The organism is Thermoleptolyngbya sp. PKUAC-SCTB121, from assembly GCF_016919485.1.
GTDB lineage: Bacteria > Cyanobacteriota > Cyanobacteriia > Elainellales > Elainellaceae > Thermoleptolyngbya > Thermoleptolyngbya sichuanensis.
In genome coordinates this window covers 5,415,071-5,428,396 of sequence record NZ_CP070366.1, presented here as the reverse complement: position 1 = coordinate 5,428,396, position 13,326 = coordinate 5,415,071, and the positions used below count along the sequence as shown (strand labels likewise).

11 protein-coding genes are annotated in these 13,326 nt (G+C 62.0%); 7 read left to right on the top strand and 4 right to left on the bottom strand.

What is annotated here, in order from left to right; genetic code table 11:
• Positions 1-10 precede the first annotated feature (10 nt).
• The 4 genes from JTM80_RS22195 to JTM80_RS22180 all read left to right on the top strand — a co-directional run bounded on the left by JTM80_RS22195 (position 11) and on the right by JTM80_RS22180 (position 4,123).
• Complete coding sequence (locus tag JTM80_RS22195) at positions 11-169, top strand: hypothetical protein (RefSeq protein ID WP_172353542.1); 159 nt, start codon at positions 11-13, stop codon at positions 167-169.
• Between the two features lie 254 nt (positions 170-423).
• On the top strand, positions 424-3,312 hold the full coding sequence (mutS, locus tag JTM80_RS22190) for a DNA mismatch repair protein MutS (RefSeq protein ID WP_172353541.1): 2,889 nt from the start codon (positions 424-426) through the stop codon (positions 3,310-3,312).
• Positions 3,309-3,860 (top strand): hypothetical protein, encoded by a 552-nt coding sequence (locus tag JTM80_RS22185; protein WP_205370326.1) that lies wholly within the window; start codon positions 3,309-3,311, stop codon positions 3,858-3,860. Before mutS ends, JTM80_RS22185 begins: the two co-directional genes overlap by 4 nt.
• Positions 3,788-4,123, top strand: a complete 336-nt coding sequence (locus JTM80_RS22180) for a hypothetical protein (protein ID WP_205370325.1) — start codon at positions 3,788-3,790, stop codon at positions 4,121-4,123. The genes JTM80_RS22185 and JTM80_RS22180 overlap by 73 nt, the downstream gene beginning before the upstream one ends.
• 38 nt (positions 4,124-4,161) lie before the next feature.
• Here JTM80_RS22180 and JTM80_RS22175 read toward each other — a convergent pair whose 3' ends face one another.
• The gene (locus JTM80_RS22175; protein WP_205370323.1) at positions 4,162-7,533 is read right to left on the bottom strand and encodes a hypothetical protein; all 3,372 of its coding nucleotides are present in this window, start codon (positions 7,531-7,533) and stop codon (positions 4,162-4,164) included.
• 10 nt (positions 7,534-7,543) lie between these two features.
• Here JTM80_RS22175 and JTM80_RS22170 point away from each other — a divergent pair, with 10 nt between their 5' ends.
• Positions 7,544-7,723 carry a hypothetical protein gene (locus JTM80_RS22170; RefSeq protein WP_172353537.1) on the top strand — a complete coding sequence of 60 codons (180 nt, stop codon included), beginning with the start codon at positions 7,544-7,546 and terminating at the stop codon, positions 7,721-7,723.
• A 29-nt stretch (positions 7,724-7,752) separates the two neighbouring features.
• Here the strand turns inward: JTM80_RS22170 and JTM80_RS22165 are convergent, their stop codons facing one another.
• Together JTM80_RS22165 and JTM80_RS22160 are read right to left on the bottom strand one after the other, a co-directional pair.
• A complete protein-coding gene (locus JTM80_RS22165) occupies positions 7,753-8,532 on the bottom strand; it encodes an MBL fold metallo-hydrolase (protein ID WP_172353536.1) in 780 nt (259 codons plus the stop codon).
• 242 nt (positions 8,533-8,774) lie between these two features.
• Positions 8,775-9,461: an SAM-dependent methyltransferase gene (locus JTM80_RS22160; protein ID WP_172353535.1), complete on the bottom strand. Its 687-nt coding sequence runs from the start codon at positions 9,459-9,461 to the stop codon at positions 8,775-8,777.
• Between the two features lie 255 nt (positions 9,462-9,716).
• Between JTM80_RS22160 and JTM80_RS22155 the strand changes: the two genes are divergently transcribed.
• On the top strand, positions 9,717-12,122 hold the full coding sequence (locus tag JTM80_RS22155) for a tetratricopeptide repeat protein (protein WP_205370321.1): 2,406 nt from the start codon (positions 9,717-9,719) through the stop codon (positions 12,120-12,122).
• Here the strand turns inward: JTM80_RS22155 and JTM80_RS22150 are convergent.
• Positions 12,119-12,352 carry a hypothetical protein gene (locus tag JTM80_RS22150; protein ID WP_205370318.1) on the bottom strand — a complete coding sequence of 78 codons (234 nt, stop codon included), beginning with the start codon at positions 12,350-12,352 and terminating at the stop codon, positions 12,119-12,121. The genes JTM80_RS22155 and JTM80_RS22150 overlap by 4 nt on opposite strands.
• A 226-nt stretch (positions 12,353-12,578) precedes the next feature.
• Between JTM80_RS22150 and JTM80_RS22145 the strand changes: the two genes are divergently transcribed.
• Positions 12,579-13,259, top strand: coding sequence for an AzlC family ABC transporter permease (locus JTM80_RS22145; protein ID WP_172353533.1), 681 nt, complete (start codon positions 12,579-12,581; stop codon positions 13,257-13,259).
• Positions 13,260-13,326: the final 67 nt, after the last annotated feature.

The following is a 13,326-nucleotide window of genomic DNA, read 5'->3' as shown; positions in this document are numbered from 1 at the left end:
GGCGAGAAACTTGGCAGGAAACACGTTGGCGGAAACTATTTCGGAGGGAGCCATTTTGCCAGAAAACACGTTGGCGGAAACCCTCTTAGCGGCAACCCTCTTGGCAGGAAACACGTTGGCGGTAAAAACGTTGGAGGGCGATCGCCCCCACCGCAAAACCATACGATAAAGTCAAAAGGGAACCTCCATTCGCAGTTTGATCCGCACTCTTTATGATCTGCACTCTATAAACCCGGCATAGATCCGGCAAGATGATGAGGCTAGATTGCCCTCTTTGAAGCCCGCACCGCGCTGCGAGTTCCCCCAGCCCTGATTAAAATTTTCAATCAGTCGGCTCCATCAGTCGGTTCCATCAGTTGATTTCATCAGTCGATTGATCCGTCTGCCGCCGACCCCCATCGCTGCTCCCTACCGCCGCTGCCTATGACCGACCTGCCCCCTGCCCCCAACGCGCCGGAACCTCAACGGCTAGGAGACCTGCCAGACCGGCTCATCAAGCAGACGGTGCGCTATACCGACCACCGCTCGGTAGACCGCGACGCGCTCACGCCGATGATGCGGCACTACGCCGATCTGAAAGACGAATATCCCCAGGCGCTGCTGCTGTATCGGGTGGGCGATTTCTTTGAGACGTTTTTTCAGGATGCCATCACCATCGCCCAGGAGCTAGAGCTGGTGCTGACTAGCAAAGACGCAGGCAAGACCGTGGGGCGAGTGCCGCTGGCGGGTGTGCCCCACCACGCCATGGAGCGCTACTGTGCCCAACTGGTGGAGCGGGGCTACGCCGTCGCCATTTGCGACCAGACCGAAGATGCCGCCGATGCCCAAGGGCGGCTGGTGCAGCGCCAGGTAACGCGGGTGATTACCCCCGGCACGGTGCTGGAGGAAGGAATGCTGAACGCCCGCCGCAACAACTACCTGGCAGCGGTGGTGATAGCTGGGACGCACTGGGGGCTGGCGATCGCCGATGTATCGACGGGCGAGTTCCTCACCACCCAGGCCAGCGGGCTGGACCGGCTGACCCAGGAGATTCTGCGGCTCCAGCCCTCCGAAATTCTGCTGCCCACCAACGCCCCCGATCTGGTGGGGCTTCTGCGCCCCGATCCCCGCGCCGGCATCCCCGATCCGCGCCGAGCCGCCGCCCTACCAGAGGCACTGCCGCCCCAGTTTTGCTATACGCTGCGGCCCCAGGCCCCGTTTCAGGCAGCCGAGGCCCGCCAACGCCTGCTGGAGCGCTTCCGCGTGCGATCGCTAGAGGGCATGGGCTGTGAACATTTGCCCCTAGCGGTGCGGGCGGCGGGCGGGCTGCTGCAATACCTGGAAGAAACCTCTGAGCGCCAGCTCGAAGCCGTCCCCACCGAAGCTAACGCTGCCCCGTCCCCCGCCCCGCCCGCAGCTCACGCCTACCCCACCCGCATTCCCCTCCAGCCCCTCTACACCTACACCCTCAGCGATTTTCTGGTGATCGACCACCAGACCCGCCGCAACCTGGAAATTACCCAAACCCAGCGCGACGGCACGTTTCACGGCTCCCTGCTGTGGGCCCTGGACCGCACAGTGACGGCTATGGGCGGGCGGGCGCTGCGGCGCTGGCTGCTACAACCCCTGCTGGATCGATCCGCGATTCAGGCGCGGCAGGACACAATTCAAGAACTGATCGACCAGGGGACTCTGCGCCAGCAGCTTCAGCAGGTCCTCAAGCAAATCTACGACCTAGAGCGGCTGACGGGGCGGGCCGGATCGGGCACCGCCAATGCCCGCGACCTGGTGGCCCTGGCAGATTCCCTCGGCAAGCTGCCAGAGATTGCTGATCTGGTGGCAGTGGGGCGATCGCCCTTTCTGATCGCGCTGCAAACCGTGCCCCCCGTGATGGACACCCTGGGGCAAACGCTGCGGGCCCATCTGGTCGAAACGCCGCCCCTCTACCTAACCGAGGGCAACCTGATCCGCCCCGGAGTGAATCCCCAGCTCGATCGCCTGCGCCAGAGCATCGAGGCCGACCAGCAGTGGATCGCCGAGCTTGAAACCACCGAGCGCCAGCGCACCGGCATCGCCACCCTGAAGGTGGGCTACACCAAAGCTTTTGGCTACTACCTCAGCATTTCGCGGGCCAAAGCCAGCGCCGACCTGCCCGACGACTACATCCGCAAGCAGACCCTCACCAACGAAGAGCGCTACATCACGCCAGAACTGAAGCAGCGGGAATCGGCGATTTTTCTGACCCGCGAAGCCGTCCATAAGCTGGAGTACGAAATCTTCACGGCACTGCGGCTTCAGGTGGCCGAGCAATCCGAGTCGATTCGCCAGGTGGCGGGGGCGATCGCCGCCCTAGATGCCCTCTGTTCCCTAGCCGAAGTGGCGGTCTATCAAAACTATTGCCGCCCAGCCATCACAGAGTCTCGCCAGATTGCGATCGTAGACGGCCGCCATCCCGTCGTGGAACAATCCCTGCCCGCCGGGTTCTTCGTGCCCAATTCGGCAACCTTAGGGTCTGGAGATCCAGACAGGGGAACCGGGGGCAGCCGGGGGACGATCGCCCCTCCCCCACCGCGCCCGCCCGCCGACGCGCCTGCGCCTACCCCCACGGCTACCCACAGCGCCCCAGACCTGATTATTCTGACCGGGCCCAACGCCAGTGGCAAAAGCTGTTACCTGCGGCAGGTGGGGCTGATTCAACTGATGGCGCAGGTGGGCAGCTTTGTGCCTGCGGCGGCGGCAACCCTGGGAGTGTGCGATCGCATTTTCACCCGCGTCGGTGCAGTAGACGACCTGGCCACGGGTCAGTCCACCTTTATGGTGGAGATGAACGAGACGGCCAACATTCTCAACCACGCCACGCCGCGATCGCTCGTCCTGCTGGACGAAATTGGGCGGGGCACGGCCACTTTTGATGGCCTTTCCATTGCCTGGGCTGTGGCAGAACACCTGGCCACCGACATTCGCGCCCGCACCATCTTTGCCACCCATTACCACGAACTCAACGAACTCGCGTCGCTGCTGTCTAACGTAGCCAACTACCAGGTGGTCGTCAAAGAACTGCCCGATCAGATTATCTTTTTGCATCAGGTGCGGCCCGGCGGCGCAGACAAGTCCTACGGCATCGAAGCGGGTCGGCTGGCGGGGCTGCCAGCTTCGGTCATCGAGCGGGCGCGGCAGGTGATGGGGCAGATCGAGCGCCATTCCCACATTGCGGTAGGGCTGCGGGGCGAGTCCAGTCCGGCCGAGTCGTCCGAGCGGGTGCCGAGCAAAACCGCCAGTCGCCGCTCCCGCCTGCGAGAACCCGCGGGCCAGCTAAATATCTTCACCGGATGAGCATTTTCATTTCAATGGTTGACCTGAGGCGATTTTCGACGGGCGTTCAGACCGTAACGAGTGGGGCGATCGCCCTGCTGAGCGCCTTCACCCTATTGGGCTGTGCCTCTGGGCCGATGGCCAGTTCACCCGCACCCAGTGCCCTGCCCAGCGCCCTGCCCAGCGCCGCACCGCCCAGTCCCATCGCCCAGTCCACCGCTCCCACCGCGCCGCCCCTCGTGGTGCAATCCCCGTCCCGCTCTGCCGAGGAACTGTGGGCCCTGCTGCGACAGGAATCGGGAGTCGTGGTGCTGTTTCGCCACGCCCGCGCCCTAGGAACAGGCGACTCTGGATTTCAGCTTACTGAGACCGCGTGGTTCGTTGCGTGTTTCGCCACGCCCGCGCCCCAGGAACAGGCGACCCACCCGCCTTTCGGATCGACGATTGCTCGACCCAGCGCAACCTGGACGCAGCGGGGCAGCAGCAGTCGCAGCAGTTGGGTGAGACCTTTCGGCAGCGGCAGATTCCGGTGGCGCGGGTGCTGTCGAGCCAGTGGTGTCGCAGCCTAGACACAGCGCGGCTGATGGATCTGGCCCCGGTGGAGCCGTTCCCCGTGCTGAACTCATTTTTTGGCGATCGCACCACAGAACCCCAGCAGACCCGCGCCCTCCAGCAGTTCATTCTGGATCAGCGCAACACCCCCGGCGTGGTCGTGCTGGTTACCCACCAGGTCAACATCACCGCCCTGACGACCCTCGTGCCCCGCGAGGGCGAAGCCGTCCTCGTTCGCGCTACGCCCCAGGGCGAGATTGAAGTTCTCGGAAGAATTTAGCGAATATCTGGGCTAATTTTCTGGGCTAATTTTCTGGGCTACTTGCCTCTGGCGTAGCTCCAGGGAATCATCGGGTCTTGGGCAATGCGCCGAGAAACCGCAAACGCGCCGTAGCGATTCAGATGGCTGGGGTCAGAGAAATAGTCGTACTGATCCAGCCAGATTTCGCCCAGGTCGCGGAAAACCAGGCTGGGGCTGTCCAGATCCTCGCGCAGCAGGTATTGGCGGAAGGTCTGCTCGTGCTGGCGGCGCACCGGGTCGAGGTATTCATCCGTCAGCGGCAGGTTGATGAAAATGACGGGAATATTGCGATCGCTCGCCAGCCTCAGCACCGACTGAAACGCCGCCGCCTGCACGCCCTCAATCCGAAAATCCGTATAGTCGCCATCGTAGCGGCCCTGCACGCGGGCATACTCCTGGTAGTAGGTGGCGGGGTTGAACCGCAGCGCCAGGGGCAAAAAGCCGTCGAAGTCGATCAGGTCGCGCCCCGCCTCCACCAGGGACTCGGCCGAGTCGGCGGGCAACCGCGAGGGCATCGGGCTGCGGCCCGGCGGGGGGGCCGCAGACACGGCGCTGGGGGACTCTGGACGAACCCGCTGCTGGAGCGCGTCCTTAAGGCGATCGCGCTGACCAAACACCGCCGAGCGATCGCCCAGTTGCCGACTCAGCCAGCGGTCGAGGGTTTGATAGCTGTCGCGCAGCGTGGTGTTGAGGGTCGGTGTCGGTTCTGCGGGTTCCGCTGGGGTTTCAAAATCCTCCGGTAGCACCTGGGGTCGCGCCAGCGTGCCCGCCAATAGCTCCCGATAGGCAGGCGACACCGCAATGCCGTTGTAGGTGACATCCACCGCGCCGCTGTTGAAGGCCCGCGCCCCGTCGGCCCACAGAATCAGCCTCGGCAACTGGTTGGGCTTTAGCACCTGCCGCAAAATCGCGTCCACCACCTGCGCCGTTGCGCCGTTGACCCCAAAGTTGAACACCGACACATCGGCATAGCCCAGGGTCGCCAGTTCCCGCTGGAGCGCCACCGGGTCAACCCCCCGCAGGGCCCGCGAACTACCCACGATCAGCACATCGGGCGGGTTGCCCGTCTGCCGCAGCCGCTCGTAGTAGAGCATCAGCTTCTCGTCGAGCTGGCGACTATTGAAGGTGGGGAAGGGCAGCCCCGCCGCCAGCACCTCGGCCACCGTCTGCGGCTCGGTCGCGCTGACGGGCGTGTAGGGCAGCGATCGCGACGAGATCTGCACCTCTGGCGAGGGCGACGGGTTGGGGGTGCTAGACTCCCCTTCGGCTTCCTCATTGCGAGTAAAGCCTGATAAATCAAAGATGCGATCGCCCTCGGTCTGCGGCTCTGGGCTGGGCGATTTGCGTAGCGCTCCCGGTGGGAATCGCCCGTCGTCGGCTCCGGCTTCAGCAGCGGTCGCCGAGGGGTTCCGGCTTGGCGGCAAGGCCAGCGACGGCACCTCATCCACCGCCACAAACCGATCCGGCTGGGTCGTTTGCTCAGGCTGCTGCAAGAGTCGCGCCAGATGCCAGTCTGCCTGCACCGCCAACAGCAGCCCTGCCGCCCCCCACACCGCTGCTAGGGCCCCATTCCGATAGCTGCGGCCGTCCGAGCGCCAGGCTTCCGAGGAGTCGTCTGCGGGGGCATCCTCCGTGGGAGCAAACAGGTGCGTTTTCACCAACGCCCGCCGAATCGACGCGCTGAGGCGATCGCACCAGCGCTGCCAGACGGTTTGCAGATCTGCGTCGGAGCGCAAGATCAGGTCGCCGCCAGGGGTCAGCAGGTCGCCCACATAGGCATCGGTGGCCGCAAATTCTGGCGCTGGCTCTGGCACCACGCGCGATCGCGGCGCAAAATCCACCCCATAGCTCCACAGCGGCCGCTTTTGTCCCGCACGCCGCCCGTAAACCCGCACACCGGCCAGTTGCGGCAAATTCAGATCCCGCAGAAAGCGCACCACCGTCGTGCCAACCCGCCGCTGGTCTGGACAGACGGGCGCATCGCTCATCACATGCAGCAGATAGCGCTGGGCGTGGGTGGGTGCATCCGATGGTACGCTGCCATCGGGCTTGGGCAAAAGCTGGACACGGATGCCGCCCGTCGCCAACTGCTGCGTCAGGTCGGGGTTGAGCAGACGATTCAGCAGAAAGGCGATCGCCCCCCAGTCGCCCCGCTGGGCCAGGGTCAGCGTCGAGTCTGCCAAGTGCGGCTGCTGGCTGGCGGGCAAATCCAGCCATTCCACCCAGGCCGGCGTTTCCTGATGCAATACCTGGCCGTAGACCGTCGCAGCATGGATGCCCTGGGGCGCGATGGATTGCAACACAGCCCCCACGCCCGCTTTCACTGCCGCTCGGTCGGGGGGATGGGGCGCAAGGCTGCTTTGGGGCAGGGGGCTACAAAACAGGTGCAGCGTCGAGTCCCGCAGCGTTGCGGTAGACACCTCGCCCTCCAGCATCTCCAGCACCGGGTTGAGCAGGCGCGTCAGACTGCCCACGTCGCCCCAGCGGGCCCACTCTCGCAGCATGGCATCGGGCGGTGTCAGATCGACCTGGAGCATCCAGTCAGGCTGGCTTTCGCCCGCCACCTGCACCCGCACCACCGCATCCCGAAAGCCCTCTAGCCGCAGATCGCGCAAATGTTGAGCCAGCGGCTCCGCCAGCAGAGAGGAATCCAGCGAATAATTCGCCTCGCACAGCACCCAGAGCCGCTGGGGTGGGGGTTCCGGTGCGGCATCGGGATCGGGCCCTGGGGCGAGGCGCAGCGGCTTGACGGTTGCCCTCACGGATATGCCAAAGCTGCTGAGGTGGTCGCTCAGGTAGCGGGCGATTCCCGCAGGGGTCGCTTCGCGAATCGCCCCCGGATGCCCCTGCCGCGCCAGACCCAGGGTTGACCCAGAGAGCGCCGCATCGCCTTCGACCGAGCGATTCCCAGAGAGATCGCTACGCGAATCGCCCGACAGCAGCCCACCAAAGCCAACCTTTGAAACAGACCTAGATCCGGCACTGACCGTCGCCAACTGCCCGCCCCGCTGCGACGAGGACTCTGGGGACTCTTCCGCCAGCAGTTGTTCCCCAAGAAACTGCTGGAGCTGATAGTCCAACTGGTGCAGATCAATCGAAAACGACCAGTCCGGCAACGACTGTCCGGGTCGCCGACCGTAGAGATAAATTTGATAAATCGTCGGCTGTCCGGCGGGCACCAGCGTATTCAGGTCAACCTTCCGCAGCGCAGGCAGCAGCCGCCCCACGATCGCCCCCCGGTCGGGGCAGGGCTGCGCCTCACAGAGAATGTGCAGATGATTGCCGCGCAGGCGAAACTGGACGCGCTCCTCCGTCAGCCCCGTGGTATCGCGAAACCACAGTGCCAGCGGCGACGTTCCCGGCGGATGCTTCTGCTGCAAATCAGACATCAGACGTTGCGTGACCCTTCAATCCAGGCGTGCCGCTAAAACGGCGACCCGGCCCAACCGTAACCGCAGGTTCAAAGACCCCATCGACGATTTCATTCTAGCGGCCAGGGCGATCCTCGAAGGGATCGCTTCGCGAATTGCCCATCGCCCCTTTCTATCGCCCCGTTTTAGCACGGATTTTGCCTGGTGACGCATCGGTCTTGTCGAGGGTGCCAATGGCTAAGTCCGGCCGCCGTAGGACTGCACCCGTTCACCCGGACAGCCCAGACTACGGCGCGATCGCCGATACTCGTCCACAATGCGCCCATAGTCCGCTTTGCCAAAAATCCGGTAGTGCCCCGGATAGACTGTCTCCACAGGCAGCCGCGCCAGCCGATCGTAGGTGGCCAGGTAGGTGGGGATATGGCTGCAATGCAGATCGTCCAGCAGTTCACCGTCGTAGATCACGTCGCCGGAAAAAAAGTCCTGCGTTTTGGGGTCGTAGAGCGCGATGCAGCCCGGAGAGTGGCCCGGCAGATGCAGCACTTCCAGGGCGCGATCGCCCAGATCTAGCACATCGCCCTCATTCAAAATCTGGGTTGGCTCGCAGGCCCGCAGCCTGTAGGTGGTCACCGTAAAGCCCTCGTAGGGCAACTGGTAAAAATCCTCCTGCCGCACCCAGCCCTGCTGCGGCGTACACAGTGCCTCGTAGTCGTCGCCCATCCGCAGGGCGCTGGCCTCGGCCGCATGGATGGCGCGATGGTCAAACTCGTGCATTCCCCCAGCGTGGTCGAAGTGAATGTGGGAGGCGATCGCCAGCAGCGGCTTGTCCAGCAAATCTGCCAGATAGGCCCGCAGGCTGAGTACGCCCAGCCCCGTGTCGATCAGCAAATCGCGATCGCGCCCCTTAATTAGCCACAAATTTGCCCGGTTAAACCAGTAGTAATGCGGCTCGGTGATGAGGTACAGAGAATCGGTGATGCGTTGGGTAGAGAACCACTGATGGATTGGATCGGGCATGGATCTAAATCTGTCTCAAGGTAAACACTCAAGGTAAAAAGGAAATCAGTCATCAGGACGCTTGTCGTCTCTTTGTAATCTCTAACAGATGCTCCGTTCATCTCTCACAGGACTGACGCACTTGCGATAAGCTCTCTGGATTTTGGACAATTTCTCGCGGGCCGCGCCCGCGAGAAATTGTCCAACAGCATAAGTCCAACTGCATAAGTCCTCTCTCAATCATTCGCATCATTTGCGACCGACTAGACCGCCAGCCGTGTTACCCGCAGCATCTCATTGCCGCCTTTTTGCAGTTCGTAGCACACCGGGACGATTTCCACGTAATAGCCCAAGTCGGTGAGGACTTCGCAGACGGGTTCGAGGTGGGGCGATCGCACTCGTTCCAGGGTCAGCAGCGGAAAGATCCGGAGTTCTTGCCCCCGCACCATCAGGGCGGCGATAGAGCGGCAGTGCATCTCCAGGCTGAGATGGTTGGAATAGAGAAACAGCAGGTGAGAGCAGAGCATCAGGTCGTAGGGGCGATCGCTCAGCGGCAGATCGGGCAACTCGCCTACGAGATAGCGTCCTTCGGCCTTGCCCTGGTCATAGTCTGCCAAAAACCGCCGCAGCGCCGTTTCGCGGTTCCGCAGCAGGTCGTCCGGCGACTGGTGATAGCCCCATACCCAGCCATCGGGCGTGTCTTTCACCTGGCGAATGATGTCGCTGGCGCAGGCGTAGAATCGCTGCTCGATTTCCGCGCCGCTGAATTGATAAATCGGGTCGATGGAGATGACCCGATACCCCAACTGGTGCATCTCGGCGTTGAAGCTGGCCGGGCCGCCGCCCGCGTCCAAAATGTCGCGGGACAGGTCGAGGTCGGTCAGGTTAAACATCAGGCGATACTCGGCGAGCGATCGCCCAAAGGGAACGACGTGGCTCAGCTTCACCATGAGAAACACCAAGCGTTGGAGATTGGGAGGATCTAGAGGGGCTAACGGGGCTAACGGCAGAGACTCTGAGACGAAGGGTTGCTGCTAGTCAGCATAGGGGACGGTCGAACCTGAGTATAAAGATTCAGGGAAGAAGTTTTCAGTATTTCCCAAAAAGCATGGGAATATTGACGCAATGGTGTGGGTGGCTCCGTGAACCAAGGGTTCACTTGCTAAAGCGTTTGGTCGGTTGGATGGCTGATTCTGTCTACAGGCATGGCTGTATTATCACGGCGTGAGCGGGGACGCATCTTAACCCAAACGGGATTTGACCGCATCTGGCAGGCTGTGTGCCTTCGGTTTCCGGGCGATCGCCCCACCTACGCGGCAATTGCCCGCTGCACCGAGCCTGGAAACCCCAACGGGCACACGGCGGAATACCTCTCGCCGGAAACCATTTCTCGCATTCTGCGGCCCTGGCTCGACCAGCAGCGCGACCAACTGCGCGGGGTCGATGCGCGATCGCTCGAACAGTTGTTTCGCGCCTTTGGGCTGACGCTGCAACCCGACGACCACCAATCGGCCCAGGCAGTTGCTGACGAAGCCGCGACCGATCCCAACTTCGTCGGGCGGGAAGAGGCGATCGCCGACCTAGACGGACTCCTGAGCCGGGGCTTCAAGATTATCGTGATCCAGGCGCGGGCGGGCATTGGCAAAACGACGCTGGCGCGAAACTATCTCCAGCAAAAGTTTGGCGCAGTGCTGGAATTCCCCATTGCCAAGGCCACCAAGGACATTGCCCCGGTTGAGGCGCTGCTGGAGGAAAAGCTGCGGCAGTTGGGCGAAGAACCGGGCCGCGAGTTTTTCGTGTCGCTGGATCGGCTCAAGCGCAAGCTCCAGGGCGATTCGCAAAGCGATCCCTACGGGAATCGCCTCGGCATTTTGATCGACAACTTGGAACCCGCCCTCGACCCGGACGGACGCTTTATCGAGCCACATCGCCGCTATGTGGAGTTGCTCAACGTGCTGGCCGACCCGTCGGTGCAGTCTACAACGCTGATCACCAGCCGCGAACGCCTGCACGAATATATGGTGTCGGTGCAGCATTATCCGCTGCGGGGGCTAGCCCTGCCCGCCTGGGAAAAGGTGTTTCAAAATCGCGGGCTGCGCTGTGTCGATACCCCTGCGATGCAGGCGCTACACCGGGCCCACGGCGGCAATGCCAAAAGCATGGATCTAATCGGCAGCAGCATCGCCGAAGATTTTGCGGGGGATGTGGCGGCCTATTGGCGGGTCAACCAGACCAACCTGCTGAGCCATTGCGAGCTAGAAGACCAGGTCAACCAGCAGTTCAACCGACTGCAAGAGCTATCGCCCGATGCCTATAACCTGCTGTGTCGCATGGGCTGCTATCGCTATCAGGACGTGCCGACGGTGCCGATAGAAGGGCTATTTTGCCTGCTGTGGGACGTGCCAGAGAGCCGCCATCGCCGCGTGGTTCGAGCGCTGCAAGACCGATCGCTGGTGGAGTGCGAACAGGAGCGCTACTGGCTGCATCCAGTGATTCGCGCCCAGGCGCTCGATCGGCTGGCCAGCACCCCCGACTATGCCACGGCCCACCGCCACGCCGCAGAATTTTGGACCGAGCGGGTGACCACCATCATCACGCAAGACGATGTGCAAACGGCGCTGGAAGCCTACTATCACTACATCGACCGGGGCGACCACGAGGCAGCGGCGGACGTGATTATTCAAAAGCGACCCAACCGCTGGGGCACAAACGAATCGCTGGGGCGATCGCTCTACAAGCGGGGGCTACTGAGTCAGGCGGAGGAGGTGATCCTGGCGGTGGTGGATCGGCTCCCCGACAGCTATCGCCGCGCCAGACTCTACGGCATTTTGGGCGCGGTCTACTACTATTCGTCTGATAATATCCACGAGGCGGTGAGATGCTGCCAAAAAGCGCGGGCGATCGCCCAATCGGTCTTGCAAACGCCCCCAGACGACGATACGGCCTTCAAGCTGCGGCTGGTGGAAATCAACGCCCTGCTGACCATTGGCATCTGCCAGATTGCCCTAGGCGAATACGAAGCGGGCATGGCGGCCCATAGCCAGGTCGAGCAGCTTTGCCAACCGCTGACCGATGCCCGTTACCGCAGGTCGGTCTTGTTTTACATTGCCTATCTCCACCTGCGGCTGGGGAATCGCAAGGCAGCGCGAAACATTGCAGATGACCTCTACACAGCCGTCGAACAACTGGGCGATCACCAATTGCCAAGCTGGGTGACGGAATATCGCCTGTTTTTCTTGGGGCTGACCTACCGGGAACTGGGCGAAATTCAGCGGTCGCGCCTGCTCTATCATCGCGTGCTAGATTTTGGAGAACGCAGCGCTTACGGACAAGCCACCTCCAAGGCGCTCTATGGAGATGCCGCACTCGACACCGAAGAGGGACGCTATGACCAGGCCGTTGCAAAACATCAGGCTTCGATTCAATACCTGCGGGACGTGGGCGCAAAGTATGACCTGGCCGAAGCCTACTACCAGCAAGGGCTGACCTATCGGGCAATGGGCGACACCCACCGCAGCGAAGAAAGCTTTCAGGCGGCAATCGCCCTCTTCCAAAAAACAGACGCGCCCAAGCAGGTCGCCAAAGTGCAGCGGGCGATGGACGGCTCCTAGCGAATCGACTCCACCACCACGGCGATCGCCATCAGGCAAAAGACCAACCCTATCGTCTTGAACAGAGCAGCATCCAAAATGCTCATCAAGAGATGCAGGAGAGGGGCAATCACTAAAACCTTTGACAGCACAATTGCTACCAAAATTCCAAACAGCGTTAGAAGAAAGTATTTCAACACGCGCACCGCAAACCGAAACAGCCAACTGTAGTCAGGATGAGTATTTCTCATAAGTTTCGGGGGGTTCGAGAACTGGTTGCTGATGGCCTTAGTCTAGCGATCGCCCCCCTGTAACACCACCGCCGTTGCCGCTGTTAAGCCAAAAGTTAAGCCAATGAACAACCATAGGACTTACGCAGTTGGAGGATTTTTCGCGGGCTGCGCCCGCGAAAAATCCTCCACAACCCAGAAAACTTATCGCAAGTGCGTCAGTCCTGAACCAACCGGAGAAGCAAACATGCGAGAGTTTTTGCGCGGCGGGACGCGGGCGCTGGGAATTGTAGCCGGATTTTTGCCCACGGCTGTCAGCTTTGGGGCGATCGCCATCCAGGCCCGGCTATCGGTGGAAGCGACCCTGGGTATGTCGGCCTGGATCTTTGCAGGCGCGTCCCAGTTTGCGGCCGTAGAAGGCTTGCGGCAGGGGCTAGCCGCGCTGAGCATCGGGATCACCGTGCTGGTGATGAACCTGCGCCATGTGCCCATGAGCCTGGCGATCGCCCGTCATCGCTATGCCCAGTTCCCCACCTGGCAGCGCTGGCTGCTCTGCCACGGGCTGGTGGATGAAGTTTTTGCCCTGGAAATGTCTGACCCGCAGCGCCCATTTGCCTATTATTTGGGGATGCACTGCTGCTGCTGGGGAGCGTGGGTGGCAGGAACCTGGCTCGGCTGCGTCGTTGGTCTCCAGATTCCCGAACGCTGGCTGACCTTTGCCCTGCCTGCGCTGTTTATTTACTTACTCGTCAACGCCATTCGCCAGCTTCGCCATCCCAATCGCTGGATTGTCCTGGCGCTCAGCCTGATCCTAGCCTTGGGCAGCACCACGCTGGGTTCAACAGGCTTGCTGGTGTCGATTTTGGGCATCGCGGCGATCGCCACGCTGGGAATGCCCGAAGAAAGACCAGGACAGAAGCCGGGATGAAGCTGCATCGCGATCTCGATTTTAGATTGGCGATTTTAGGTTGGGGATTTTAGATTGGCGATTTTAG

Bases quoted from the DNA above. Each gene is read 5' to 3' on its own strand.
- mutS (WP_172353541.1), top strand. From the start codon at position 424: ATGACCGACCTGCCCCCTGCCCCCAACGCGCCGGAACCTCAACGGCTA.
- JTM80_RS22185 (WP_205370326.1), top strand. From the start codon at position 3,309: ATGAGCATTTTCATTTCAATGGTTGACCTGAGGCGATTTTCGACGGGC.
- JTM80_RS22175 (WP_205370323.1), bottom strand. From the start codon at position 7,533: ATGTCTGATTTGCAGCAGAAGCATCCGCCGGGAACGTCGCCGCTGGCA.
- JTM80_RS22165 (WP_172353536.1), bottom strand. From the start codon at position 8,532: ATGCCCGATCCAATCCATCAGTGGTTCTCTACCCAACGCATCACCGAT.
- JTM80_RS22160 (WP_172353535.1), bottom strand. From the start codon at position 9,461: ATGGTGAAGCTGAGCCACGTCGTTCCCTTTGGGCGATCGCTCGCCGAG.
- JTM80_RS22155 (WP_205370321.1), top strand. From the start codon at position 9,717: ATGGCTGTATTATCACGGCGTGAGCGGGGACGCATCTTAACCCAAACG.
- JTM80_RS22150 (WP_205370318.1), bottom strand. From the start codon at position 12,352: ATGAGAAATACTCATCCTGACTACAGTTGGCTGTTTCGGTTTGCGGTG.
- JTM80_RS22145 (WP_172353533.1), top strand. From the start codon at position 12,579: ATGCGAGAGTTTTTGCGCGGCGGGACGCGGGCGCTGGGAATTGTAGCC.